Genomic DNA, 23814 nt, shown 5'->3' with positions numbered 1-23814 from the left:
TGTCAGCGGGAAAATTCGCCGCGCGCCCCTGTTCCAATACTCTTTATGGCAAAAAGCGGCGCAGGTCTTCCATCGCGAACGTCAGAGAAAGACGCCGCGGACATTAGACGTCTAATTTTTTGCCCACCTCACTCCGCCAGATGGCCCAACGGCAGGGCCGTGCGGTAGCGCACCTGCTTCAGGGCAAAGCTGGACCGGATGTTGGCGACTCCGGAAATCCGCGTCAGATGCTCCTTCAGAAAGCGTTCGTAGCTGGCAAGGTCGGGCACCACCACGCGCAGCAGGTAATCGGCGTCGCCGGTCATCAGGTAGCATTCCATCACCTCCGGCAGCGCCATCACGGCGGCCTCGAAGGCGTCGATCCGCTCCTCCACCTGCCGCTCCAGGCTGACGCTGACGAAGACGTTCACCGGGAGATCGACCGCAGCGGGATCGACCAGCGCGACGTGGCGGGTGATGATGCCCGCCTCCTCAAGCGCCTTGACCCGGCGCAGGCAGGGAGACGGCGACAGACCGACGCGCTCCGCCAGATCGTTGTTGGGCATCCGCCCGTCCTGCTGGAGCAGGGCCAGGATCTTCCGGTCGATGCGATCGAGTTTGATTTTTGGCATTTTGTGCTGTCTGTCCCGATTTTGCGCAATTGGATGCTAAACCGGCGTCGCTTGCGGCGCCACTTTGCAAACTCCTGCCGCAGCACAAATGATAGGCTTCACCGATCATCGACCGCCGTTCCGTCAAGAGAGGCACCAACATGGACGCGACCGTTCCGAACCACGCCGACCTCGCCTGCCTGCGCGAGCTGGAGCGCAAGGTTCTCTGGCTCGCGTCCTGGACGATCCACAACGCCAACCACGTCCGTCCCAACCAGGACGGGCTGAAGATCGGCGGGCATCAGGCGTCCTCGGCCTCGCTGGCGACGATCATGACGGCGCTCTATTTCCAGGCCCTGCGCCCGGAGGACCGGGTGGCGGTGAAGCCGCACGCCAGCCCGATCTTCCACGCCATCCAGTATCTGCTGGGCAACCAGACGCGCGCGAATCTGGAGAATTTCCGCGGCTTCAAGGGCGCCCAGTCCTACCCGTCGCGGACCAAGGACGTGGACGACGTGGACTTCTCCACCGGCTCGGTCGGGCTGGGGGTGGCGCAGACGCTCTTCGCCGCGCTGGTGCAGGACTATGTGAAGGCCAAGGGCTGGGCGAAGGACCTGCCCGAGGGGCGCATGGTGTCGCTGGTCGGCGACGCCGAGATGGACGAGGGCAACATCTTCGAAGCCCTTCAGGAGGGCTGGAAGCACGGGCTTCGCAACACGTGGTGGATCGTCGACTACAACCGCCAGAGCCTGGACGCGGTGATCCGCGAGGGGCTGTGGGAGCGGCTGGAGAACATCTTCCGCGCCTTCGGCTGGGATGTGGTGATCCTGAAATACGGCGCGCTGATGCAGGCGGCCTTCCAGGAGGAGGGTGGTCAGCGCCTGCGCGACTGGATCGACCGGTGCCCGAACCAGCTCTATTCCGCGCTGACCTACCAGGGCGGGGCGGCGTGGCGGAAACGGCTGCTCGACGATCTGGGCGACCAGGGGCCGGTCACCCGCCTGATCGAGCGCCGCAGCGACGAGGAACTGGCCCTTCTGATGGGCAACCTGGGCGGCCACGACCTGCCCTCGCTGCTCGACGCCTTCGCCCAGGCGCGCACGCACGACCGGCCGGTCTGCTTCATCGCCTACACGATCAAGGGCGCCGGGCTGCCGCTGGCCGGGCACAAGGACAACCATTCCGGCCTGATGACCCCGGCGCAGATGGAGGCGTTCCGCGCCGCCAACGCCGTCCGTCCAGGCCATGAGTGGGACCGCTTCGAAGGGCTGGGCCGGCCGGCGGCGGAACTGGACGCCTTCCTGAAGCGCGTGCCCTTCGCAGCCAAGGGGCGGCGTCGCCATGGCGCGGCGGCGGTTCCGGTGCCGGCGGCCCTGGCGGCCCCGGCGCAGAAGGCGCTGTCCACCCAGGCCGCCTTCGGCCTGATCCTGAACGAGCTGGGGCGGGAGAAGACGGAACTGGCGGAGCGCATCGTGACGACCGCGCCGGACGTGACGGTCTCCACCAACCTCGGCGCCTGGGTGAACCGCCGCGGCCTGTTCGCCAAGAGCGCTCTGGCCGACCTGTTCAAGAAGGAACGGATCCCCTCCACCTACACGTGGGACTTCTCCCCCGACGGGCAGCATTTCGAGCTGGGCATCGCCGAGTCCAACCTGTTCATCCTGCTGTCGGCCCTGGGCCTGTCGCATTCGCTGTTCGGGGAACGGCTGCTGCCCATCGGCACCGTCTACGACCCCTTCGTCATGCGGGCGGCGGACCAGATGAACTACGCCTGCTATCAGGACGCGCGGTTCCTGCTGGTGGCGACCCCGTCCGGCGTGACTCTGGCCCCGGAAGGCGGGGCGCACCAGTCCATCGCCACGCCGCTGGTCGGCATGGCCCAGGACGGGCTCGCCTGCTTCGAGCCGGCTTTCGCCGACGAGCTGGCCGTCACCATGCGCTGGGCCTTCGACTACATGCAGCGGGAAGGCGAGGGCGAGCCGGACGAGCGGAACTGGCTGCGCGACGAGACCGGCGGATCGGTCTATCTGCGCCTGTCCTCCCGCGTGCTGGAGCAGCCGGTCCGCACCATGGACGCGGAGCTGGAGAACGGCATCGTCCAGGGTGCCTACTGGCTGCGCCGCCCTGGGCCGAACGCCCAGGTGGTGGTCGCCTACAGCGGCGTGGTGGCGCCGGAGGCCATCGAGGCGGTGGGGATGCTCGGCGAGGACCGTCGCGACGTCGGCCTGCTGGCCGTCACCTCCGCCGACCGGCTGCACGCCGGCTGGAGCGCGGCGCAACGAGCGCGCGAGCGCGGCAAGCCCCACGCGCGCTCCCATGTCGAACGGCTGCTGGAGGGCGTGCCGTCCCATTGCGCGCTGGTGACGGTGCAGGATGGGCATCCGGCGGGGCTGGGCTGGCTCGGCTCGGTCCACGGCCACCGCACAAGGGCACTGGGGGTGGAGCATTTCGGCCAGACCGGCACCATCGCCGACCTCTATCGCCATCACGGGATCGACGCCCAAGCCATCGTCCGCGCGGCGGAGGCGCTATCCCCAGGCCGGCCGGTCCGTTACTTGAAGGCGGTATAGGCTGGATGCATCCGCGGCGCGGGCCGGCGATGACGGCGCTTCAAAGCGGAAGTTCGCATGCCCGCTTGGCTGGTCCCGCTTTCGGTGGCCGCCCGCTTTCGCACGCGAGCGCGGCGGCTGTCCGGAGAAGGAGTCATGGTTGGCGGTTTTTTCGGCCGGCTTGGCGGATCATCCATAGGTAGACAAGGCTGCACGCTCCAAAGAATGCCGCTCCCAAGAGCAACGTGAGCCTGTCCCAGATGCCTCCCTCACCAACGAACGTGACGAACACACCGACCACCGTCATCAGAACGCTGAGAAAAAACAACACCCACAGAGTGCGCCTTCCAATGCCCCGGGCAGATATCAGCCACGATTCCACCAGAGACATTCGCTCCGCTGATACGCGGTGGGTCCGCACGGGCATGTAGTGGGAGGCATATTGCACCACCACCACTCCGCACAATGCGGGCATCCTCACCCAGAAAGAAAAGCTCGCTGAGAACAAAACCGCATACACTGCAACGGAAGCAATAAAGGCAAATTTTATTATGGCTCTTAATCTTCTCTCTTCGGCTTCTTCTTCCAAAATACGACCGCGACCAAATATTCCAAATGGATAATAGATCCGCTGCCCGGTAACGCCCGTCTTGAAATACGGATCGGCAAAATTGTCAAAAAAACTCACCGAAATCCTCCGCGCATCGCATTGAATGCACCTGAAAGTAGCATAAGTTTGATTGACTATCAATGGTATGTCGAAATTAGGTTTAACAAAAATCCTTTTTGTCGATGGTTGCAGCAGAAATTGCCCCATTTGGTTCGAGCGGGCGTCGATCCACGGCACGGACCGGCATTGTTCAGCCCGTTCCGCCCTCCCCAAGCGCAGCGTGACACCACGCCCCTTGGATCACCACATAAGGAACGTACCCACGTCGGTCACAGCGCGAGGCGAGGTCGGGATGAGCTGGTCGATCCCCATCGGCACCGTGAAGGGCACGGTGATCCGCATCCACATCACCTTCTTCCTGTTCCTGTTGTGGATCGGCGCCGCCTACCACGCGCAGGGCGGCTGGCCGGCGGCGCTGGAGGGGGTGGTCTTCCTCTCGCTGCTGTTCCTGTGCGTCCTGCTGCACGAGTTCGGGCACGTCTTCGCCGCCCGGCGCTACGGTGTGCGCACGCCGGACATCACCCTGCTGCCCATCGGCGGGGTGGCGCGGCTGGAACGTCTGCCGGAAAAGCCGTCGCAGGAGTTGGTCGTGGCCCTGGCCGGGCCGGCGGTCAATCTGGTGATCGCCGCCCTGCTCTACGCCGCACTTGGCGGCTTCGTGCCGGCGGGGGCGGCGGAGGTGCAGAACGCCGGCATCGACGTGCTGTCGCGGCTGGCCGTGGTCAACCTGTTCCTGGCGCTGTTCAACCTGATCCCGGCCTTCCCCATGGACGGCGGGCGCGTGCTGCGGGCGGTGCTGGCGAGCCGCATGGGATATGTCCGCGGCACCCAGGTGGCAGCCTCGGTCGGGCAGGCGGTGGCCATCGGGCTGGGGCTGCTCGGGCTGTTCGGCAACCCGATGCTGCTGTTCATCGCGCTGTTCGTCTATCTGGGCGCCTCGTCGGAGGCGCACGCGGTGCAGATGCGTGAGATTACCCATGGCGTGGTCGTGTCGGACGCGATGGTCACCCGCTTTGAGACGTTGCCCCCGTCCGGCGTGCTGGAGGACGCGGTGCAATGCCTGATCCGGACGACCCAGCACGAGTTTCCCGTGGTGGACGGGGCCGGCAAACTGCGCGGCGTGCTGACCCGCGACGACCTGATCCGCGCCCTGCGCGACCGCGGCCCGGACACGCCGGTGCTGGAGGTGATGCGCCCCGACATCCCCGTGATCCACCGGCACGGCAAGCTGGAGGAGGCGTTGCGCCTGATGCAGGAGAAGAGTCTGCCCGCGGTCGGCGTCGATGACGGGAACGGGCGGCTGGTCGGTCTCGTCACCCCGGAGAATGTGGGGGAGATGATGATGGTCCAGGCCGCCCGGCACGCTCTGCGCCGCTGACCGCCTCCCCCTTCCGTTGCGCGGCCTCTCCCTTCGGGAACAAGCGGCCGCCGGGGTCATTGTGCTAGGACAGCGGATGCCCCGACAGCGGAAGGGAGGATGACATGGCGATGCGCTCCACGCGCCGGGCGGCGTTGGCCCTGGCCGGCTTCGCCGGGATGACCGCCGCCATGGCCGGGCGGAAGGCCGGGGCGGACCAGCCCGGCGTCCACCGCGTCGCCATCCAGGTCAGCAGCAACGACCCGGCGCTGATGAACATGGCGCTGAACAACGTCAAGAACATCATCGAATATTACAAGAACATCGGCGAGACGGTGGAGGTCGAGCTGGTCACCTTCGGCCCCGGCCTGCACATGCTGCGCGCCGACCGCTCGCCCGTGAAGGACCGGCTGGCGTCGCTGAAGGGCAGCCTGCCGACCCTGACCTACTCCGCCTGTGAAAACACCCGCAACGGCATGATCCGCGTCGAGCAGGGCGAGGTCCCCATGGTGCCGGAAGCCAAGCTGGTGCCCTCCGGCGTCGTCCGGCTGATGCAGCTTCAGGAAGAGGGCTGGTCCTACATCCGCCCGTGACCGGGCCGTTTTACTCCGCCGCGATGTCCTTCAGCAGGGCCGCGGTCACCGGTCCCACGGTCCCAGCGCCGATGGCCCGCCCGTCGACGCGCAGCAGCGGGCGCAGGCCCAGGATGTTGGTCAGGAAGGCTTCCTCGGCCCCCAGCAGATCGGTGACGGACAGCGGCGCCTCCCCGGCATCGCCCCGCTCCAGAATCAGCGCGCGGCGGATGCCCGGCAAGGCGCCCTCGGCGACCGGCGGGGTCAGCGGGCGCCCGTCCCGGACGATGAACAGGTTCGCCACGCTGGACTCGGCCAGACGGCCCGCGCCGTTGAGCAGGAGCGCCTCCCCCGCGCCGCGCGTTGCCGCCTCCTGGCGGGCGAGGATGGAATCCAGATAGTTCAGCGACTTCACGCGCGACAGCGGCGAATGCTCGTTGCGCCGGGTGGTCCGGGCGATGACCGCCTCCACCGGGCCGGCGGGCGGCGGAGCGGGCGCCAGCGTCATCAGCAGAGTCGGCACGGCGTCCACCGGCGGCAGCACACCGCGCGCTCCGGTCCCCCGCGTCAGCGTGATCCGCAGCACACCCTCCACCCGGCCCTGCGCGGCGATCAGCGCTTCGGCGGCGACGGCCAGCGCCGCCGCGTCGTGGGGAAGCGGCAGGCCGAGCAGCGCTGCGCTGTCCGCCAGCCGGGCGAGATGCCGACCGAGATGGCGGGCGGTGCCGCCGGCCACGCGGATCGTCTCGAACAGCCCGTCGCCCAGCGTGAAACCACGGTCCGCCGGGTCGATCCGCGCCTCCTCCGCCGGCAGCAGGCAGCCGTTCAGCCAGACGACGCTCACGCCCGCTCCTCCCCCAGCGCGCGGAGCTGGGCACGGATCTTGACCATCATCTCCTCGTGCTCGTCCGCCGGGTCGGAATCGGCGACGATGCCGCCGCCGGCCTGGGCGATCACCGTGTCCGGCGTGATCGACAGGGTGCGGATCACGATGCTGCTGTCCATCGCGCCGTCGAAGCCAAGCCAGGCGACGGACCCGCAATAGGCGCCGCGCCGCGCCACCTCCAGCTCGTCGATGATCTGCATGGCACGGATCTTGGGCGCCCCGGTGATCGAGCCGCCAGGCAGCGCCGCCCGCAGCAGGTCCACCGCCCCCAGGCCGGGCCGCAGCCGCGCCGTGACGACCGAGACGAGGTGATGCACGCTGGCGAAGCTCTCCAGCCCGTAGAGCGTCGGCACCCGGACGCTGCCCACCCGCGACACCCGGCCGAGGTCGTTGCGCAGCAGGTCGGTGATCATCAGGTTTTCCGCCCGGTCCTTGACGCTGGCCACCAGCTCCGCGGCAGCGGCGGCGTCCGCGGCGGGATCGGCGTAGCGCGGGCGGGTGCCCTTGATCGGGCGCGTCTCCACCTCCCCCGCAGCGCTGAGGCGGATGAAGCGCTCCGGCGAGGCGCTGGCGATGCGCAGGCGCGGGCCGCAGTCGAGATAGGCGGCGAAGGGCGCCGGGCTGATCGCGCGCAGCCGCCGGTACAGCGCGTAGCTGTCCAGCCCGTCGCGCCGCTCGGCCAGGAAGCGCTGCGTGAAGTTGGCCTGATAGATGTCGCCGGCCCGGATGTACTCCAGCACCCGCTCCACCCGCGCCAGATAGTCGTCGCGCTCCAGCTCGCTCCGCCAGGGGGCGGCCGGGACGGGGCCGAGGGGGGACGCTCCGCCGCCCTCCAGCCGGGCCGCCAGGGCGCGGGCGCGGCCCTCGGCCTCCGGGCGGGCGGCGATCACCCAGGCGCGGCGCTCCGCATGGTCGAAGGCGGCCACCGCGTCGTAGAAGCCGAAGGCCATCTCCGGCTGGCCGCCTGGGTTGGCGTGGCATGAGCGGATGCGCTCCAGCCGCAGCCCCGCCTCGTAGCCGATGAAGCCGACCGCACCGCCGCAGAAGGGCGCCGGTCCCGGCGGCCCCTCGGGCCGGGCGTAGCGCGCCAGTTCCTCCGCCAGCACGGCGAAGGGGTCGCCTTCGACCGGCCGGCCGTCGAGATGCGCCCGCCCGCCCAGCGACTCCAGGGTGCGGAAGGGCTCCGCCGCGATGTAGCTGTAGCGGCCATGGGCCGGGTGCGGGGCGGCGCTGTCGAGCAGCATCGACCAGGGCTGTCCGGACAGGGCACGGAAAGCCTCCGCCGGATCGGCGCATGACAAGGGGATCGCCAGCATGGCGGCGGAGCTTCCTCTAAGACCGGCCTTACATGAGAATGGTGGCGCCGCCGTCCACCACCAACACATGCCCATTGACGTAGGACGCGGCGGGCGAGGCCAGGAACACCGCGGCCCCGGCGATCTCCTCCGGTCGGCCCCAGCGGCCGATTGGGGTGCGTCCCTCGAAGTAGGCGGACAGGGCCGGGTTGCCGGTGATGCCGGCGTTGGTCTCCGTCGCGAAGAAGCCCGGCGCGATGGCGTTGCTGGTCAGGCCCTTCCCGCCGTACTCGGCAGCGAGCGCCCGCACCATGCCGGCCAGCCCGGCCTTGGCGGCGGCGTAGACCGCGTCGTTGGCGCGGGCGATCTGCCCGGAGATGGAGGTCACCGTGATCAGCCGCCCGAAGCCCTGGGGCAGCATCAGCCGCGCCGCCTCCCGCGCCAGGATCAGGCCGGCGGCCAGATCGACGTTGAGCAGCTCGCTGATTTCCTCATCCGTGAAGTCGGTCAGCGGCTTGCGGTTGCGCTGCCCGACATTCTGGACCAGCACGTCCAGCCGCCCATGGTCCCGGGCGATCCGCGCGAAGGCGTCCCGCACCGCGCCCCGGTCGGCCACGTCGAAGGCCAGCACCGAGGCCCGCCCGCCCGCTGCGGCGATGGCCTCGGCCAACGGCTCCAGCCGTGCGGCGTCCCGCCCGTTCAGCAGCACATGGGCGCCGGACCCGGCCATGGCGCGGGCGATTTCCAGACCCAGCCCGCGCCCGGACCCGGTGACCAGCGCCACCCGTCCTTCCAGCGAGAACTGCGACAGATACGGGAGATGCGGAGCGGTCATGGTCACCGATGCGGAGAGCGTGGACGGTCTTGCAGATTTAGCAGATGGCCAGCCGGATGGCACCCCGTTCGGCGTCCGATTTCAGGCGTCAGGCGCGGGGAAGCAGTTCCACCGTTTCCGCGATGGTCCAGCCATCCGCCCGCACCAGCCGCCCGAGGCGCCCATACAGCGTGGCGCCGGGGGACACACGACCCTCCGCGGTCCAGGCCCCGGCGGCGGGGGCGGTCAGCAGGCCCAGCACCTCCACCGAGAAAGCGACGCCGTTGCGCGCCAGCAGGCGCCCGAAGGGCTCCGTCCCCTCGCGAAGCTGTTCGGCGAAGGCCGCGGGAAAGCCGTCGAGCGCGATGCGGATGCTCGCCAGTTCCACCGGCAGCGCGTCCGGCCCGACGGTCAGCACGATGTCGCGCAGCAGCGCCGTCCCGTCCGGCTCCGTCCACTGGCGCAGCACCCGCACGCCCACCGGCTCGCCCCACCGTTCCGACAGGACGGCGGTCATGCCGCGGTCGTGGTCGAGCAGCGTCCGATACGGCGCCGGGACCGTGGCGGCGGGCAGCGTGGACAGCGCCCGCGCTCCGGCCCCCCATCCCACCGTAAGAGCCCGCGCGCGCGCCAGGACGGAACCGGACTCGTCCACGGAGGAACAGCCGGCGGCGGAGGCGGACGAAAAGGAAGGCTTCATTCGAAATCGCGGTTCTGCGGAAGGATGCGGGCGAAAGGCATGGGCGAATGGGCTTGGCCGCTCCCGGCGGGGACGGCGGCCATGGGCCGGCATTCTAGGAACAGCGCCCGCCCAACCGCAATGCCGAAGGCGCACATCCCTGCGTCGTGTCCTCCGTTGCCCCCACTCGAAAAAGGGTCGCCGCCCGCAGCCCTGCCCCGCGCCACCGGCCTCTTGCGCTGGCCCTACGCTGCATTAGATCACGCTCATAAGGATGCCCGCCCTGGAGGGAAGCCGCGCCATGTCCGACCTTCTGCACGTCGCCTGCCCAAACTGCGATACTCTGAACCGCATGCCACGCGGACGCCTGGACCAGCCCGGCGCCGGGAAATGCGGCCGTTGCGGGCAGCCGTTGTTCCAGGGCAAGCCGATCCCGCTCACCGCCGCCCGCTTCACGGCCCAGGCGGAGCGCAGCGACCTGCCGCTGCTCATCGACTTCTGGGCGGAGTGGTGCGGGCCGTGCCGGATGATGGCGCCGGTCTTCGAGCAGGCCGCCGGCCAGTTGGAACCCCACGTCCGTCTCGCCAAGGTCGACACCGAGGCCGCACCCGATCTCGCCGCCCGCTTCGGCGTGCGCAGCATCCCGACCCTCGTCCTGGTCCACCATGGGCGCGAGGTGGCGCGCACCGCCGGGGCGATGCCGCTGCCCGCCCTGCTCGGCTGGGTGCGGCAGGCGATGGCGGCCGTTTGACAGCTATTCGGCTTCGATCAGCAGCCGGGTCAGGTCGGAGACGGAGGCGACCTCCAGCTTGTCCATGACGTTGTGGCGGTGCACCTCCACCGTCTTCAGGCTGAGGTTGATCTCCGCGGCGATGACCTTGTTCGGTTTGCCCTGCACCACCAGATCGGCGACCTGCCGCTCCCGCGGGGTCAGGCGGCCCAGCAGGGCGCGGACATGGCCCTTGCGCGCCTGCGCCTCCCACGCCCGCCGGGATTTCTCCAGCGCCTCGTGCACCCGGTCGAGCAGAAGCTGGTCGTTGAAGGGCTTCTCGATGACATCCACCGCCCCGGCGCGGAAGGCGCGGGCGGCCATCGGCACGTCGCCGTGGCCGGTGATGACCACCACGGCCAGGACGGAGCCGGCGCGGGCCAGCGTGTCCTGCAGCTCCAGCCCGCTCATCCCCGGCATCCGCACGTCGGTGACGAGGCAGCCGGGCCGGTCGGCGCGCATGGCGCGCAGGAACTCCTCGCCGGAACCGAAGGACTCCACCGCCACGCCCAGCGAGCCGATCAGCCAGCCCAGCGAATGGCGCATCGCCGGATCGTCGTCCACCACGTAGACGGTGCGGGCCGCGTCAGCCTGCATCGACCTTCTCCTTCGCTGCGGGCAGGACGAAGCGCACGACGGTGCCCCCGCCCGGATGATCGGTGGCCCAGAGATGGCCGCCATGGCTTTCCACGATGGTCCGGCAGATCGACAGGCCGAGGCCCATGCCGCCGGGCTTGGTGGTGAAGAAGGGATCGAACAGGCGCGTCCGCGCGTCCTCCGACAGGCCGTGCCCGCGGTCGGCCACGGCGATCTCCACCCGTCCTTCCCCGTCCAGGCCGGTGCGCACGGTGACGCCCCGGCCCTCCCCCGCCTCGCCGTCCGCCAAACCATCCATCGCGTCCAGCGCGTTCTTGACGAGGTTCAGGACGACCTGCTCGATCTGCACCCGGTCGGCCAGCACCGGCGGCAGGCCGGGGGTCAGCGAACGGGTGACCGGGATGTTCCCGCTGCGCGCCCGCCCCTCGCAGAGCTGCAGCGCCGCCTCCACCGCGCCGTTGACGTCGGCCGGCTCCAGCTGGACGGCGCGCTTGCGCACGAAGTCGCGGATGCGGGCGATGATCTGCCCGGCGCGGTCGGCCTGGGCGGCGATGGCGCGGGAGGCCTCGGCGAACTCCGCGGCGCTGCCCACCCCGGCCTCCAGCCGCCGCGTGCAGCCGCGCGCGTAGTTGGCGATGGCGCCCAGCGGCTGGTTCAGCTCATGCGCGATGTTGCTGGCCATCTCGCCGAGGATGGAGAGGCGGGCGACGTGGTCCATCTCCTTCTGCCGCTCGCGGGCGGTTTCCTCGGCGCGATGGCGCTCGGCCATCTCGCGGCGCAGATCGCGGTTGGCCGCGCGCAGCTCGGCGGTGCGCACCTTGATGAGATGCTCGACCCGCAGCGAATGGACCGCCCACCACAGCAGAGCCAGCGCCGCCAGCGCCAGCCAGTGCCAGTGTTCGCGCGCGAGGTCGAGCAGGGTGACGTCGCGCAGATGCTCGTAGGGGCCGATGCGCAGGCTACGGAACAGGCCGTGGACCGGCTGGTAGTCCATCGGCACCGTCCAGCCCTCGTAGCCGCCGGCCCGCGCCGCCGGATGGCCGTCCGGCATCTGGAACAGCGCGACCACCACCGCCTTCGCCAGATCCTCCGGCGTTTTGGCCAGCCGGGCGAGCGGCCAGTCGGGATAGAGTCCGGTGGACAGGGCGCAGCCGAACCCCGGTTCCGTCCGGGCGCCGACGACCTGGAAACCTGCGCGGTCAAGGTGCCCTTCCTCGGCCAATTCCTCCAGCACGCAGGCGCGCAGAACGCCGGCGTCCACCGCGCCGTCGCGGACGGCGAAGGCGACACGGTCCACGGGAAAACCGGAGAAGCGCAGCTCCTTCAAATCGCCGTAGGGATCGACCCCGGCCGTCAGCATCGCGCCCCAGGCGACCTGGAAGCCGCCGAAGGCGTCGGGGTCCACCGCCATCACGGTCTTGCCCTTGAGGTCGGCCAAGGACCGGATGTCCTCGCGTCCGGCGCGGACGATCAGGGCCGAGCCCACCGCCGCCCCCGACGCGCCGGAGCGGGAGGAATGGAGCGTGGCGATGCGGGTGACGCCGTGGCGGGCCTCCAGCTCCACGTAATTGCCGGTGTTGGTCAGCACGAAATCGACGCCGCCGGCGGCCACCGCCGCGTCCATGCCCGGCAGGTCGAGCGGAACCATCTCCGCCCCGCGCTGCGGAAAGCGATCCGCCAGATAGCGGACGGTCGGTTCCCAGACGGCGTTGGCGTGGTCACCGCCACGGTAGGCCAGCACGCCGACGCGGATCGGCGGCTCCGCCGCCCGGGCGGGGAGCCCGGCGGAGAGCATCCCCAGCAGCGCCAGCATCAGGCAACCCGGGCGGACGGTGAACCGCATGGCATCCTTCGGACGGGTGAAGACGCGGGAAAACCGCCGGAACGGCCCCGACGCGCCGCATACACCCTTACGCCGCCGCTTTCAATCCGCGTGACCGCGTGCGCTCAGGGGAAGGCGACGCCGGGGCGCAGGCCGATCCGCTTCAGGATGATCGCCAGCGGACAGAAGCCGGTGAAGGCCGCCTGGAGCAGGTTGGCCCCGACGAAGGCGGTCAGCCACAGCCAGTTCGGGCTGTGAAGCTGGGACAGGGCGAGGCTCAGCAGGATCATGGTTCCGGCGAAAGCCATGATGACACGATCGATGCTCATGATGCGGTCTCCTCTGTGCCGGTTGGCAGGGTCATTTCATTCGTTGACACTAATTTAGCAATATCTAAAATATGGAGTCAAGACACGCTGAGTTCCGCTCCTCCCGTCCGAAGTGGCCCGCCATGCCCCGCTTGCTCTTCCCACACACGCCAGCCCGCAAGGCGCTGCTCGCCCTGCTGGCGATCCTCCTGCCCCTGTCCGCAACGGCGGCCGAGCCTGGAAGCCTGACCGTCCAGCCGCGCCCGGTGGAGGACCTGAAGGCCGTCTTCGCCACGGTGGAAAGCGTGCGCGAGACGCTGGCCCGCACCCGCATCGGCGGCACCGTCGCCGACCTGACGGTGACGGAGGGCGACAAGGTGACCGTCGGGCAAGTCATCGCCACCGTGCGCGACCCCAAGCTGCCGCTCCAGCGCGCCGCGCTGGACGCGCGCATCCAGGCGCTGACGGCGCAGCAGCATCAGGCGGAGCTGGAGCTGAACCGCGCCCGCCAACTCCGCGCCAGCGGCACCGGCACGCAACAGCGGCTGGACGACGCCCAGGCGGCGCTGGACGTCGCCCGCGCCCGGATCGCCGCCATGACGGCCGAACGCTCCGTCGTCGCCCAGCAGGCGCGGGAGGGGGAGGTGCTGGCCCCCGCCGCCGGGCGTATCCTTCAGGTCAAGGTGATCGACGGTGCCGTGGTCATGCCCGGCGAACCGGTCGCCAGCATCGCCACCGACACCTACATCCTGCGGCTGCGCCTGCCGGAGCGGCACGCCCGCTTCCTGAAGGAGGGCGACCCGGTGCTGGTCGGCCAGCGCGGACTGGCCCCGGTGACCGTCGCCGATCCCGGCGTCACGGCGCTGGCGCGCGGCGCCGTCCGGCAGGTCTATCCCGAGATGGCCGGCGGTCAGGTGGTGGCCGACGCCACGGTCGATGGGCTGGGCGACTTCTTCGTCGGCGAGCGGGTGCGGGTCTATGTCGCCACCGGCTCGCGCAACGCGGTGGTGATCCCGCCGGACTGGCTGCTGCGCCGCTTCGGCACCGATTTTGTCCGGCTGGCCGACGGGACGGAGGTCCCGGTTCAGGCGGGCGGTGAGATTCCCTCAATCGACTCCAAGGCCGGCGACCGGCCCGGCGGGCTGGAAATCCTGTCCGGCCTGAAGCCGGGCGACGTCATCGTCCGCCCAGCCGGCTCGTGAGGGGGACGCCATGAGGCTCGGCCTGTCCGGGGTGCTGACGCGGACCTTCATCCGCTCCCCCCTGACCCCGCTGCTGCTGCTCGCCTCGCTGGCGGTCGGCGCCATCGCCCTCCGGTCGCTTCCGCGCGAGGAGGAACCACAGATCAGCGTTCCCATGGTCGACATCCTCGTCCAGGCCGACGGGCTGAAGGCCGGCGACGCGGTCGAGCTGGTCACCCGGCCGCTGGAGGAGATCGTCGAGGGCATCGACGGGGTCGAGCACACCTACAGCCAGACCATGGACGACCGCGTGGTGGTTACCGCGCGCTTCCTCGTCGGCACCCCGTCCGACGACGCCATCCTGCGCGTGCACGAGAAGGTGCGGGCCAGCCTGGACCGCATCCCGCTGGGCATCCCGGAACCGCTGATCGTCGGGCGCGGCATCAACGACGTCGCCATCCTGACGCTCACCCTGTCGCCCCGGGCGGAGGCCGCCGGGCGCTGGACCGTCAACGCCCTGCACGGCGTGGCCGACGACCTGCTGGGCCAGCTTACCCAAGTTGAGGATGTCGGGCGCAGTTTCATCGTCGGGGGGAGCCCCGACCAGATCCGGGTGGAGCCCGACCCGGAACGGCTGGCGCTCTACGGCGTCACGCTGAACCAGCTCGTCGACAAGGTGAGGAACGCCAACCGCTCCTTCCTCGCCGGGTCGCTGCGCAACGCGGGAGGCAGCCTGCCGGTGGTCGCCGGCCAGACGCTCCAGGGAACGGCGGACATCGGGCTGCTTCTCGTCACCACCCGCGACGGGCGACCCGTCTACGTGAAGGACGTGGCCGACGTCGTGGCAGGGGCGCGCCCCGACGAGAGCAGCGCTTGGCATCTGGTGCCGGACGGCAAGGGCGGGCTGGTCCGCAGCCCCGCCGTCACCCTCGCCATCGCCAAACGCGCCGGGGCCAACGCCGTCACCATCGCCGATCGCGTGCTGGCGCGCGTCCAGGCCATCCAGGCGGAAGGGCTGCCGAAGGACCTGACGCTGACCGTCACCCGCAACTACGGCGAGACGGCCAACGAGAAGGTCAACGAGCTGCTGTTCCATCTGGCGCTCGCCACCGTCACCATCGTCGGGCTGATCGTCCTGGCCATCGGCTGGCGCGAGGGTCTGGTGACGCTGGTGGTCATCCCGACAACGATCCTGCTGACCCTGTTCGCGTCCTGGCTGATGGGCTACACCATCAACCGGGTCAGCCTGTTCGCCCTGATCTTCTCCATCGGCATCCTGGTCGACGACGCCATCGTCGTGGTCGAGAACATCGACCGCCATTGGTCGATGCGCGACGGTCGCGGCAAGGTCCAGGCCGCTGTCGAGGCGGTGGCCGAGGTCGGCAACCCGACCATCGTCGCCACGCTGACGGTCATCGCCGCGCTGCTGCCGATGATGTTCGTCTCCGGCCTGATGGGCCCCTACATGAGCCCGATCCCGGCCAACGCTTCCGCGGCCATGGCCTTCAGCTTTTTCGTCGCCATGGTGCTGACGCCCTGGCTGATGCTGACGTTGCGTCCGGGAGAAACCCCCGTTGATGGACACGGCGAACCGGACGGCGGGCGGCTGGGGCGCCTCTACCGCGCCGCCGCGCGCCCGGTGGTGCGCAGCAAGCGGCGGGCCTGGATCTTCCTGCTGGCGGTCGGGATGGCGACGCTCGCCTCGACGGGGCTGTTCTACAGCAAGGACGTGGCGGTGAAGCTGCTGCCCTTCGACAACAAGTCGGAGCTTCAGGTGGTGCTGGACCTGCCGCGCGGCGCGGCGCCGGAGGACACCGAGCGCGCCCTGTTCGCCGCCGCCCGGACCATCGCCGACCTGCCGGAGCTGGCCAGCGTCCAGGCCTATGCCGGGACCGCGTCCCCCTTCACCTTCAACGGTCTGGTCCGGCACTACTACCTGCGCGACCAGCCGGAGCAGGGCGACCTCCAGGTCAACCTCGCCCCGAAAGGCGAGCGGAGCCGCAGCAGCCACGCGGTCGCGCTCGACATCCGGGCGCGGCTCTCCGCCCTTCCCCTGCCCGCCGGGACCATGCTGAAGGTGGTCGAGGTGCCGCCCGGCCCGCCGGTGCTGTCCACCCTGCTCATGGAGGTCTACGGCCCCGACGCCGAGACCCGGCGCAAGGCGGCGCTGGCGGTGGAGGACGCCTTCCGCGGCGTGGACTTCATCGTCGACGTGGAGAACAGCATCCGGCCGACCGGCGACCGGCTGCGTTTCGCGCTGGACCGCGAGAGCCTGGAGTTCCACGGCGTGGAGGAGCAGGCCGTCTACGACACGCTGCGCGCGCTGACCGGCGGCGTTCCGGTCGGCTACTCGCACCGCGGGGCGGGGCGCACGCCCATCGAGATCGCCGTGCGGATGCCGCGCTCCGGCCTGTTCCTGTCGGAGCGCCTGCTCGCCACCCCGGTTCCGGGCGCGCGCGGCACGGTGGAACTGGGCGATCTGGTGACGATGACCCGCGAACCGGCCTCCCACACGCTGTTCCGCCACAACGGGCGCTTCGCGGAGATGGTCATGGCCGATCTGGCCGGTCGGTTCGAGGCGCCGATTTACGGGATGCTGGCGGTGCAGGAGCGGCTGGACGCCGTCGACTGGGCCGCCGCCGGGCTCGCCGCCGCGCCGGAGATCCGTCTGCACGGCCAACCCGACGACCAGAGCCGGCCCGTCCTGCTGTGGGATGGCGAGTGGGAGATCACCTACGTCACCTTCCGCGACATGGGGGCGGCCTTCGGGGTGGCGATCCTCGGCATCTATCTGCTGGTCGTCGCCCAGTTCGGAAGCTTCAAGCTGCCGCTGGTCATCCTGGTACCGGTGCCGCTGACTCTGATCGGCATCGTGCTGGGCCACTGGCTGTTCGGGGCGGCCTTCACCGCCACCTCGATGATCGGCTTCATCGCGCTGGCCGGGATCATCGTGCGCAACTCCATCCTCCTGGTGGATTTCATCCGCCACCTGCGGGAGCGCGGGATGCCGCTGCGCGAGGCGGTGCTGGAGGCCGGGGCCATCCGCTTCAAGCCGATCCTGCTGACCGCCGTCGCCGCGATGATCGGCGCCGCCTTCATCCTGACCGACCCGATCTTCCAGGGGCTGGCGATCTCGCTGCTGTTCGGGCTGTTCAGCTCAACCCTTCTGACGGTGTTGGTGATCCCGGCGATCCACATCGTCCTGCGCGGGGACGCCGCCGACCGTCGTGACCGTTCCAACCTTCAGGGATGACCATGCTCAAGTCCCTTCTTTCCCGTTTCGGCTTCAACCGGAGCGCAAGCGCCATGAGCGACCAGATCAAGACCGTCGATGCCGCCACCGTCATGGGCTGGCTGAAGGACGGATCGGCGGTGATCGTCGATGTCCGTGAACCGCACGAGCACCGTGCCGGCCACATCCCCGGCGCCACGCTGGTGCCGCTGTCACAGTTCGACCCGGCCCGCGTGCCGGACGCGACGGGCAAGCACCTCGTCTTCCATTGCCAGAGCGGGCGGCGCTGCGGCCCGGCGTCGGCCCGGATGGCGGCCAGCGGCCATTCCGGGGACATCCACCGGCTGAACGGCGGCATGGCCGCCTGGATGGCCGCGTCCGGCCCGGTCGAGCGCTGAGAGGAGGATTTCAGGGCATCGGGTCCGCATCGGCCACGCAACGCGCGCCGACGCAGAACTGGCGGTACAACTCCAGCAGGATCGGGCGCACCCGGCCCGACCCGATGCGGTAGTGGATCGAGGTGCCGTCCCGCCGGGTGGCGACCAGCCCCTCGTCCCGCAGCTTGGCGAGGTGCTGCGACAGGTTCGACTGCGACAGGCCGAGCCGCCGCGCGAGGTCGCCCACCGCCATCTCCCCGTCCAGCAGGCTGCACAGGATCATCAGCCGGTGGCGGCTGGCGATGGAGCGCAGGAAGGCTTCCGCCTCGGTCGCCCGCTCTTCCAGCTCGACGGGGTCGAGCGGCGGCTCAACGGCTGACCCGACGGGTGGCTCGGTGGACGACATGGGCCTCTTCCGCCCTTCAGATAAGATATAACTAATTTATAGGCTGCCCCCCGCCGATCAAGCGGTTTGTGAGCAGCCTTCCTGAACCGCGGTTGAACGCCCCGTTCAGACAAGGCTCAGCCGCGCCCCGCCATGATCCCTCCTGTTCGGGCGGACCTCCCGCCCCTTGCGATGGAGACCAGAATCATGCGCCCTTCCACCACCCTCCCCGTTCTGGTTGCCCCCGTCCTGGCCGCGGCCTTCGCCGCCTTTCTGCTGTCCGGCACCGCCGACGCCGGCGAGCGGCACCGCACGATCCAGGCCGCCTCGCCGCAGCCGGTCGCCGAGGTGCTGCGAACCGGGGGCGGCACCGTCTCCGGGTCGGTCGCCGCGGTGGGCGTGAACTGGATGACCGTTCAGGACGACAGCGGCCGGACGGATGTCAGGGTGCGCGGCGCCCTGCCGGAAGGCATTGCGCAAGGCGCGCCCATCACCGTCACCGGACGTGCCCGCAAGGGCGGGCTGATGGCCAGCGAGATCATCCTCGCCGACGGCTCCCTGCACCGGCCGTCCCGCGACCACGACGACGATTGACCGCGGAAAGCGTCCCGCCCCGGGATTAAAAGGCCCTCCCGAAACGAAAACGGAGCAGGAATTCGGGAAAATCCAGTCCACGGGGTGGAGACGTGACGTTCAGCCTGCGCGATCAACTGTCGAATCAACTGCGCTCCCTGCGCCGCTACGCCCTCGCGCTGGCGCGCAACCGCGACGATGCGGAGGATCTCGTGCAGGAGACGCTGGTGCGCGCTATTTCCGGCTCCCGGACCTTCCGGCCGAACGGCGACCTGCGGTCCTGGCTGTTCGGCATCCTGCACAACGTCCATGTCAACGGGGTGCGGCGGGAGCAGGTGCGGGCGCGCGGCGCCTCGGCCATCGAGGCGATGACCTACGGGCAGATGCCGCCCAACCAGCCCGACCATGTCGAGCTGATGCGGACCATCGAGGCCTTCTCCACCCTTCCGGACGAACAGCGCCGCGTCCTCACCCTCGTCGCCGTTGAGGGGATGAGCTACCAGGAGGCCGCCCGCCAGCTGGACATCCCGCTGGGCACGCTGATGTCGCGCCTGGCCCGCGGGCGGGAGGCGCTGCGCGTCGAGATGGGGCACCGGGATCGCGCCCAGGCCACCCTACGGGCGGTGAGGTGAACCATGGGCGGTGATCCCATCAGCCTCAACCAGGACGCCGACCTGCATCTCTACATGGACGGCGAGATGGAGCCGGCCCGCCGCGCCGCCTTCGAGGCGCAGTTGGCCGCCAACCCGGCCCTGGCCGCCAAGCTGCACGAATACCGGCACCAGCAGGAGATGCTGAAGCTGGGCCTGGACATGATGGCCGCCGTTTCGGTGCAGGAGACCGAAACGCTGGCCGGGCGCCTGCGCTGGCGTCTGGACATGGACCGCTTCACCCGGCGGGTCGCCCCGCTGGCCGCCGCGATGCTGTTGGTCATGGGGGGATGGAGCCTGACCGTATGGGTGCAGTCCGGCGGGGCCGCCGGTCCGCAGCTGGCCGGCGAGGTCGATGACGTCCCCGCCTTCGCGGACGAGGCTGCGGACGCGCATTCCAAGGCGGTCGCGCTCAACACGCTGCAGCCGGCCCCGCCCCAGATGGACGCCACGCCCGTCCCGGCGCAGACCGCCCAGGTGCCGCTGCCGGAGGGCCGCGGCATGACGGTGGCGCTTCCTGCCATCGGTCCCGAACTGACCCTGATCCGGGCCAGCATCGTGCCATGGAACCATGGCACCGCTCTCCAGTTTCTCTACAGGGAACCGGACGGCGAACTGCTGACCCTGTTCGTCGCGTCGGGAGGTCCGGCGCAGGACGGCACCCTGCAAACCGTGGTGCACGACAGCCTGCGGCTCGTCTACTGGCGGGCCGGGCTGGTCGCCTACACCGTCACCGGCAACAAGGCCGACGGCGATCTGCTGACCGTCGCCAAGAAGATGGCGGACAGCATCCGCCGATCCTGACACCGCACCGCCTGAAACCCTGTCGGGCGGAGCCCCACCAAGCCTGTGGAGCCCAGCCATGAGCCTGTACACCGATCCGGACGAGCGGAACGGCCATCCGCTGGACATGGTCGAAACCTTCGTCGCCCGCGAGCATTGGGAACCGATCCTGCGGCAGGCCGCCTTCAACGGCATGGTGCTGGGCGCGGTCACCCTGCTGCTGGGGCTGGACGCGCTGCCCGGCCTCGCGATCATCCACATCATCACCTTCGCGTCGGGTATGGCCCAGGGCTTCCTGGCGCTGCGCCTGGAGGAGAGCGGGCAGGACGAGGCCGCCGTCGCCGTGGGGCGCCGCTCCATGGCCGCCTTCACACTGGCCTCGGTCACATTGTTCCTGATGCCCTTCGCGGCCTGATCCGCGCAGAAGTCACGCGCGGAACCGGCTGTTCCGTGTCATGGTCCCCGTCCCGCCGGGGACCTCTCCCCGGGTGGGGATTTCAAGCCAGGGAATGGGACAGCCGATGCGGGGCAGGCAGACACGCTCCGGGAGCCGGATGCAGATCCGTGCGCCCTATCTCGACCCGGTGCGTGTGGGAGAGACCTCGGGAAACCTGCGCTGCCGCTGCTGCGGGCGGCCCGACGGGGTCGTCGTGCGCTGCCTGCCCGACGGGCGCTGGTACGACGGGGCGGACGAGACGTGGCGCGACGGTCGCGGGCGCCGCGTGCCCTGGCCGGAGGCCACCGAATACGCCGCCACCACCGACATCCTGGTCAGCGTCGAGGCGCTGCGCATCACCCGCTCGGCGGTCGAGCGGGTCCGTCTGCTGTGCAACCGCTGCCGCCGGCTGGAGGGCGCCGTTCATGGCCGCGCCCGCGCCCGGATCAGCATCCTGTTGCGCCGGGCCATCGGCGACCTGTTCCTCGGCCGCTACGACGATCCCGCCGTCCTCACGGCGCTGGTCGCCCTGTACCGCAAGGACGGCTGAGCGACGATCGCGCCTCAGCCGGCGGTGTCCTCGGCCATCCCGCCGTCGAGCCGGGCCGCCAGTTCCCGCCGCGCCAACAGCTCCGGCGCCACCGACGCCGCGGGAACCGTGGCGGGCAGACGGCCATAGGCACCGATGCCGAAGGCCCCGGCGTCGCCGACGATCCACTCCTCGGCGGGCGGAGGCGGCGGAGGCGTCTCGATCTTCCGGAACAGCGCGGCGGCGGAGGCCAGCGCGGAGGAAGCGGTGAGCGGGATGGTGGAATTCGCGCGTTCGGTCCGGCCCTGCATGGCCAGGACTTCATCGTGTGCATCGGACATCGGACTCTCCCTCACCGCGTGACGAAGGGCAACGCTGGAACTGTGGCATGGAAGTCACGCTCCGTCCAATTGCACGAACGGATGAACCGCCGCTTGGACAACAGTCCGCCCCCGCCGCCGGTTCATAGGCAATTAGGGGGAATACGATCCGGGAAAGCCGCGCGACGATCCCGGCTGTTCATCCTTGCGGCACGGCAACGGGGAGTGACGGCAGACGTATGGGACGGTTCTTGCGCTGGACGGCGGGCCTGCTGCTTCTGGCCGCCATGGGCGGGGCGGCGATGGTGGGAACGGGCGCGGTGACGGTTCCACCCCGCTACGACCCCTGGGCGCCGCTGGACATCGCGGAGGCGCCGAACCTGCTGACCCGCCTCAAGCTGTCCCGGCTGGACGGCGCGCCGCGGCAGTGCCACGCCGTCTTGGGCGACGCGGGCCTGCGCTTCAGTCCGGTGACCGACCGGCAGACCGGTCCGGGCTGCGGCCTGACCGACGCGGTGCAGGTCAGCCGCTCGGCGGTGGCCTTCAACAGCGGCTTCACGGTCACCTGCCCGCTCGCCGCCGCCTGGATGCTGTTCGAGACGCACACGCTCCAGCCCGCGGCGCAGCGGCATTTCGGCCAGCGCGTAACGCGGGTGCGGCATCTGGGAAGCTACGCCTGCCGCAACGTCTACGGCCGGGCGGAGGGGCGCCGCAGCGAGCACGCCACCGCCAACGCCCTCGACATCGCCGGTTTCACGCTGGCCGACGGCACCACCATCGCGCTGCCCGGCGATTGGACCCCGCAGGACGGGAGAAAGGGCGCCTTCCTGCGCGAGGTGCGCGACGGTGCCTGCGAGGTTTTCCGCGCGGTGCTGGGCCCCGACTACAACGAGGCCCACCGCGACCATTTCCACCTCGACATGGGGCCGTACCGCGTCTGCCGGTGAACCGGCGCCGCCGGAATCAGACGCTGTGGTAGGCCAGCACCCCGTCGGCGCGCGTCTCGGTGCGCAGCTCGCCGCGCCCGACCATGTGGTTGATGTGGGCCAGCGCCTCGCCGAAGGCGAAGCTCAGCTGGTGGGAATCCAGCGCGCGGCGGAACAGCACCGGTACCAGCTCCTTGCAGCTCAGCGGCTTGGCGCGGCAGGCCTCGTCGATCTGCGCGCAACGGTCGGCGTGGTGGGCCTCCAGCGCGCGGGTGCGGTGGTCCAGCCCGTAGAAGGGCAGCCTGTGGCCGGACAGGACCAGCGCGTCCGCCGCCACCTCCTCGCGGATCGCGGCCAGCGACGACAGGTAGAGCCCCAGCGGATCGGCCTTGGGCTGCATCGCCGAGACGCTGACGTTGGGGGAGATGCGCGCGATGACCTGATCGGCGGCGAGGAACAGCCGGTCGGCGGCGCAATAGAGCATCGCCTGCTCCGGCGAATGGCCGCCGCCGGTCAGGATGCGCCAGTCGCGCCCGCCCAACCGCAGGGTCTGGCCGGGGATCATCCGCTCGAAGCTGGGCGCCAGCCCGGTCGTGCGATTCAGGTAGCTGAGGCCGCGGCCGAGCATCTGCTGGATCTCGTCGGGCGACAGACCGCCGGATTGGTAGAACGTCTCCTGCGCCTCCAACGCCTGGGGGTCGCGGCCCTGCTGCAGCAGCTTGGCGTAGAAATACTCGCTCTGCGTCATGTGCAGCGGCGGCGCGAAGCGCTCGTGCAGCCAGCCGGCCAGACCGACATGGTCGGGGTGGAAGTGGCTGACCACCAGCCGGACGATCGGCTTGCCGCCCAGCGGGCCGCGCAGCAGCCGATCCCAACAATTGCGGCTTACGTCGTCGCCAAGCCCGGTGTCGAACAGCGCCCAGCCGTCCCCTTCCTCGAAGAGGTAGAGGTTGACGTGGTCCAGCGCGTAGGGCAGCGGCAGGCGCAGCCACAGCACACCCGGCGCCACCTCCCGGACCGTTCCATTGTCCGGTGCTTCGGAAAACGGATGGCGGATGAGTTCGGCGTCGTCTTTCACCCTGATGATCCTCCTTGCGCTGCGGTGCCCCCAACCTCTTGGCTACCCGTTGGTTCGCGTCTGGTCAACTATCCGCAGATAGAACATTCCGGTCATTGACGCGCCTCGTTTCCCGTCCCATGTGCCGCTCCGCCGCGGGAGCATCAGGGGATTCGCGACGAATGCGCCGCGCAGCGGTTAACGAAAGGGCATTGCCAAAGGAGAATACCCGGATGACCACCGCAACGTTCAGGATCATCCGCCACGTCGACGGGCCGGTTTTCTTTGATGACCGGACGATCACACTCGCGGAGGCGCAGATCATGATCAACGACGCCATCGCACGGGGCGATCTGGAGGTCGGATCCTTCCTGCGCATCGACGACGAGGAGCTGGTGATCGAACGGGAGGTTGCGGGGTAGGCGGCGCACCGCCCGCCCCGTCCCGTTCGAAGCCG

At 69.9% G+C, this 23814-nt stretch carries 26 protein-coding genes; 14 read left to right on the top strand and 12 right to left on the bottom strand.

What is annotated here, in order from left to right:
- Nucleotides 1-128 precede the first annotated feature (128 nt).
- Nucleotides 129-611: an Lrp/AsnC family transcriptional regulator gene (locus Sp245p_RS27345; RefSeq protein WP_014242047.1), complete on the bottom strand. Its 483-nt coding sequence runs from the start codon at nucleotides 609-611 to the stop codon at nucleotides 129-131.
- A 140-nt stretch (nucleotides 612-751) separates the two neighbouring features.
- Between Sp245p_RS27345 and Sp245p_RS27340 the strand changes: the two genes are divergently transcribed.
- Nucleotides 752-3160: a transketolase gene (locus Sp245p_RS27340; protein WP_109139082.1), complete on the top strand. Its 2409-nt coding sequence runs from the start codon at nucleotides 752-754 to the stop codon at nucleotides 3158-3160.
- 133 nt (nucleotides 3161-3293) lie between these two features.
- Here the strand turns inward: Sp245p_RS27340 and Sp245p_RS27335 are convergent, their stop codons facing one another.
- Nucleotides 3294-3986, bottom strand: a complete 693-nt coding sequence (locus tag Sp245p_RS27335) for a hypothetical protein (RefSeq protein ID WP_129557242.1) — start codon at nucleotides 3984-3986, stop codon at nucleotides 3294-3296.
- Nucleotides 3987-4101: 115 nt separating this feature from the next.
- Between Sp245p_RS27335 and Sp245p_RS27330 the strand changes: the two genes are divergently transcribed.
- Both Sp245p_RS27330 and Sp245p_RS27325 read left to right on the top strand, forming a co-directional pair.
- Nucleotides 4102-5187 (top strand): site-2 protease family protein, encoded by a 1086-nt coding sequence (locus Sp245p_RS27330; protein ID WP_014242043.1) that lies wholly within the window; start codon nucleotides 4102-4104, stop codon nucleotides 5185-5187.
- A gap of 104 nt (nucleotides 5188-5291) precedes the next feature.
- Complete coding sequence (locus tag Sp245p_RS27325) at nucleotides 5292-5759, top strand: DsrE family protein (protein ID WP_014242042.1); 468 nt, start codon at nucleotides 5292-5294, stop codon at nucleotides 5757-5759.
- A 10-nt stretch (nucleotides 5760-5769) separates the two neighbouring features.
- On the opposite strand, the gene Sp245p_RS27320 is transcribed toward Sp245p_RS27325, so the two are convergent.
- From Sp245p_RS27320 to Sp245p_RS27305, 4 genes are all read right to left on the bottom strand, one after another.
- On the bottom strand, nucleotides 5770-6582 hold the full coding sequence (locus Sp245p_RS27320; RefSeq protein ID WP_014242041.1) for an aminotransferase class IV: 813 nt from the start codon (nucleotides 6580-6582) through the stop codon (nucleotides 5770-5772).
- Nucleotides 6579-7940: an aminodeoxychorismate synthase component I gene (gene pabB / locus Sp245p_RS27315; RefSeq protein ID WP_109139081.1), complete on the bottom strand. Its 1362-nt coding sequence runs from the start codon at nucleotides 7938-7940 to the stop codon at nucleotides 6579-6581. The genes Sp245p_RS27320 and pabB overlap by 4 nt, the downstream gene beginning before the upstream one ends.
- 28 nt (nucleotides 7941-7968) lie before the next feature.
- On the bottom strand, nucleotides 7969-8754 hold the full coding sequence (locus Sp245p_RS27310) for an SDR family oxidoreductase (RefSeq protein WP_014242038.1): 786 nt from the start codon (nucleotides 8752-8754) through the stop codon (nucleotides 7969-7971).
- A gap of 88 nt (nucleotides 8755-8842) precedes the next feature.
- Nucleotides 8843-9433, bottom strand: coding sequence for a hypothetical protein (locus tag Sp245p_RS27305; protein WP_014242037.1), 591 nt, complete (start codon nucleotides 9431-9433; stop codon nucleotides 8843-8845).
- A 280-nt stretch (nucleotides 9434-9713) separates the two neighbouring features.
- Between Sp245p_RS27305 and trxC the strand changes: the two genes are divergently transcribed.
- Nucleotides 9714-10163: a thioredoxin TrxC gene (gene trxC / locus Sp245p_RS27300; protein WP_014242035.1), complete on the top strand. Its 450-nt coding sequence runs from the start codon at nucleotides 9714-9716 to the stop codon at nucleotides 10161-10163.
- 3 nt (nucleotides 10164-10166) lie between these two features.
- Here the strand turns inward: trxC and Sp245p_RS27295 are convergent, their stop codons facing one another.
- The 3 genes from Sp245p_RS27295 to Sp245p_RS27285 form a co-directional block, all read right to left on the bottom strand.
- On the bottom strand, nucleotides 10167-10778 hold the full coding sequence (locus Sp245p_RS27295; RefSeq protein ID WP_014242034.1) for a response regulator transcription factor: 612 nt from the start codon (nucleotides 10776-10778) through the stop codon (nucleotides 10167-10169).
- Entirely contained in the window at nucleotides 10768-12621 is a 1854-nt protein-coding gene (locus Sp245p_RS27290; protein ID WP_014242033.1) for a sensor histidine kinase, read from the bottom strand. Before Sp245p_RS27290 ends, Sp245p_RS27295 begins: the two co-directional genes overlap by 11 nt.
- Before the next feature lie 104 nt (nucleotides 12622-12725).
- Complete coding sequence (locus tag Sp245p_RS27285; RefSeq protein ID WP_014242032.1) at nucleotides 12726-12929, bottom strand: YgaP family membrane protein; 204 nt, start codon at nucleotides 12927-12929, stop codon at nucleotides 12726-12728.
- A gap of 122 nt (nucleotides 12930-13051) precedes the next feature.
- Between Sp245p_RS27285 and Sp245p_RS27280 the strand changes: the two genes are divergently transcribed.
- Genes Sp245p_RS27280 through Sp245p_RS27270 form a run of 3 tightly spaced genes read left to right on the top strand, consistent with a single transcriptional unit; the run spans nucleotide 13052 to nucleotide 17719 of the window.
- Nucleotides 13052-14110, top strand: a complete 1059-nt coding sequence (locus Sp245p_RS27280; RefSeq protein ID WP_014242031.1) for an efflux RND transporter periplasmic adaptor subunit — start codon at nucleotides 13052-13054, stop codon at nucleotides 14108-14110.
- Nucleotides 14111-14120: 10 nt separating this feature from the next.
- The gene (locus Sp245p_RS27275; RefSeq protein ID WP_014242030.1) at nucleotides 14121-17342 is read left to right on the top strand and encodes an efflux RND transporter permease subunit; all 3222 of its coding nucleotides are present in this window, start codon (nucleotides 14121-14123) and stop codon (nucleotides 17340-17342) included.
- Nucleotides 17343-17395: 53 nt separating this feature from the next.
- A complete protein-coding gene (locus Sp245p_RS27270) occupies nucleotides 17396-17719 on the top strand; it encodes a rhodanese-like domain-containing protein (RefSeq protein ID WP_244439514.1) in 324 nt (107 codons plus the stop codon).
- A gap of 10 nt (nucleotides 17720-17729) precedes the next feature.
- Here Sp245p_RS27270 and Sp245p_RS27265 read toward each other — a convergent pair whose 3' ends face one another.
- Complete coding sequence (locus Sp245p_RS27265; RefSeq protein ID WP_014242028.1) at nucleotides 17730-18104, bottom strand: ArsR/SmtB family transcription factor; 375 nt, start codon at nucleotides 18102-18104, stop codon at nucleotides 17730-17732.
- Between the two features lie 186 nt (nucleotides 18105-18290).
- Between Sp245p_RS27265 and Sp245p_RS27260 the strand changes: the two genes are divergently transcribed.
- The 5 genes from Sp245p_RS27260 to Sp245p_RS27240 all read left to right on the top strand — a co-directional run bounded on the left by Sp245p_RS27260 (nucleotide 18291) and on the right by Sp245p_RS27240 (nucleotide 21075).
- Nucleotides 18291-18677 (top strand): cytochrome c maturation protein CcmE domain-containing protein, encoded by a 387-nt coding sequence (locus tag Sp245p_RS27260; RefSeq protein ID WP_014242027.1) that lies wholly within the window; start codon nucleotides 18291-18293, stop codon nucleotides 18675-18677.
- Nucleotides 18678-18769: 92 nt separating this feature from the next.
- Nucleotides 18770-19288 (top strand): sigma-70 family RNA polymerase sigma factor, encoded by a 519-nt coding sequence (locus Sp245p_RS27255; protein WP_014242026.1) that lies wholly within the window; start codon nucleotides 18770-18772, stop codon nucleotides 19286-19288.
- 3 nt (nucleotides 19289-19291) lie between these two features.
- Complete coding sequence (locus Sp245p_RS27250; protein ID WP_014242025.1) at nucleotides 19292-20110, top strand: anti-sigma factor family protein; 819 nt, start codon at nucleotides 19292-19294, stop codon at nucleotides 20108-20110.
- A gap of 58 nt (nucleotides 20111-20168) precedes the next feature.
- Nucleotides 20169-20504 (top strand): hypothetical protein, encoded by a 336-nt coding sequence (locus Sp245p_RS27245; RefSeq protein ID WP_014242024.1) that lies wholly within the window; start codon nucleotides 20169-20171, stop codon nucleotides 20502-20504.
- Nucleotides 20505-20643: 139 nt separating this feature from the next.
- Nucleotides 20644-21075, top strand: coding sequence for a hypothetical protein (locus tag Sp245p_RS27240; protein ID WP_014242023.1), 432 nt, complete (start codon nucleotides 20644-20646; stop codon nucleotides 21073-21075).
- Between the two features lie 14 nt (nucleotides 21076-21089).
- Here the strand turns inward: Sp245p_RS27240 and Sp245p_RS27235 are convergent, their stop codons facing one another.
- Nucleotides 21090-21395, bottom strand: coding sequence for a hypothetical protein (locus Sp245p_RS27235; RefSeq protein ID WP_014242022.1), 306 nt, complete (start codon nucleotides 21393-21395; stop codon nucleotides 21090-21092).
- 218 nt (nucleotides 21396-21613) lie between these two features.
- Between Sp245p_RS27235 and Sp245p_RS27230 the strand changes: the two genes are divergently transcribed.
- The gene (locus Sp245p_RS27230; protein ID WP_014242021.1) at nucleotides 21614-22321 is read left to right on the top strand and encodes an extensin-like domain-containing protein; all 708 of its coding nucleotides are present in this window, start codon (nucleotides 21614-21616) and stop codon (nucleotides 22319-22321) included.
- Nucleotides 22322-22337: 16 nt separating this feature from the next.
- Here the strand turns inward: Sp245p_RS27230 and Sp245p_RS27225 are convergent, their stop codons facing one another.
- Nucleotides 22338-23378, bottom strand: a complete 1041-nt coding sequence (locus tag Sp245p_RS27225) for an MBL fold metallo-hydrolase (RefSeq protein WP_014242020.1) — start codon at nucleotides 23376-23378, stop codon at nucleotides 22338-22340.
- 212 nt (nucleotides 23379-23590) lie between these two features.
- On the opposite strand from Sp245p_RS27225, the gene Sp245p_RS27220 reads away from it, so the two are divergent.
- On the top strand, nucleotides 23591-23779 hold the full coding sequence (locus tag Sp245p_RS27220; protein WP_014242019.1) for a hypothetical protein: 189 nt from the start codon (nucleotides 23591-23593) through the stop codon (nucleotides 23777-23779).
- Nucleotides 23780-23814: the final 35 nt, after the last annotated feature.

This window comes from Azospirillum baldaniorum (assembly GCF_003119195.2).
Classification (GTDB): Bacteria; Pseudomonadota; Alphaproteobacteria; order Azospirillales; family Azospirillaceae; genus Azospirillum; species Azospirillum baldaniorum.
Note: the sequence above shows the minus strand (reverse complement) of the source record. Positions and strands in the feature narration are given on the sequence as shown.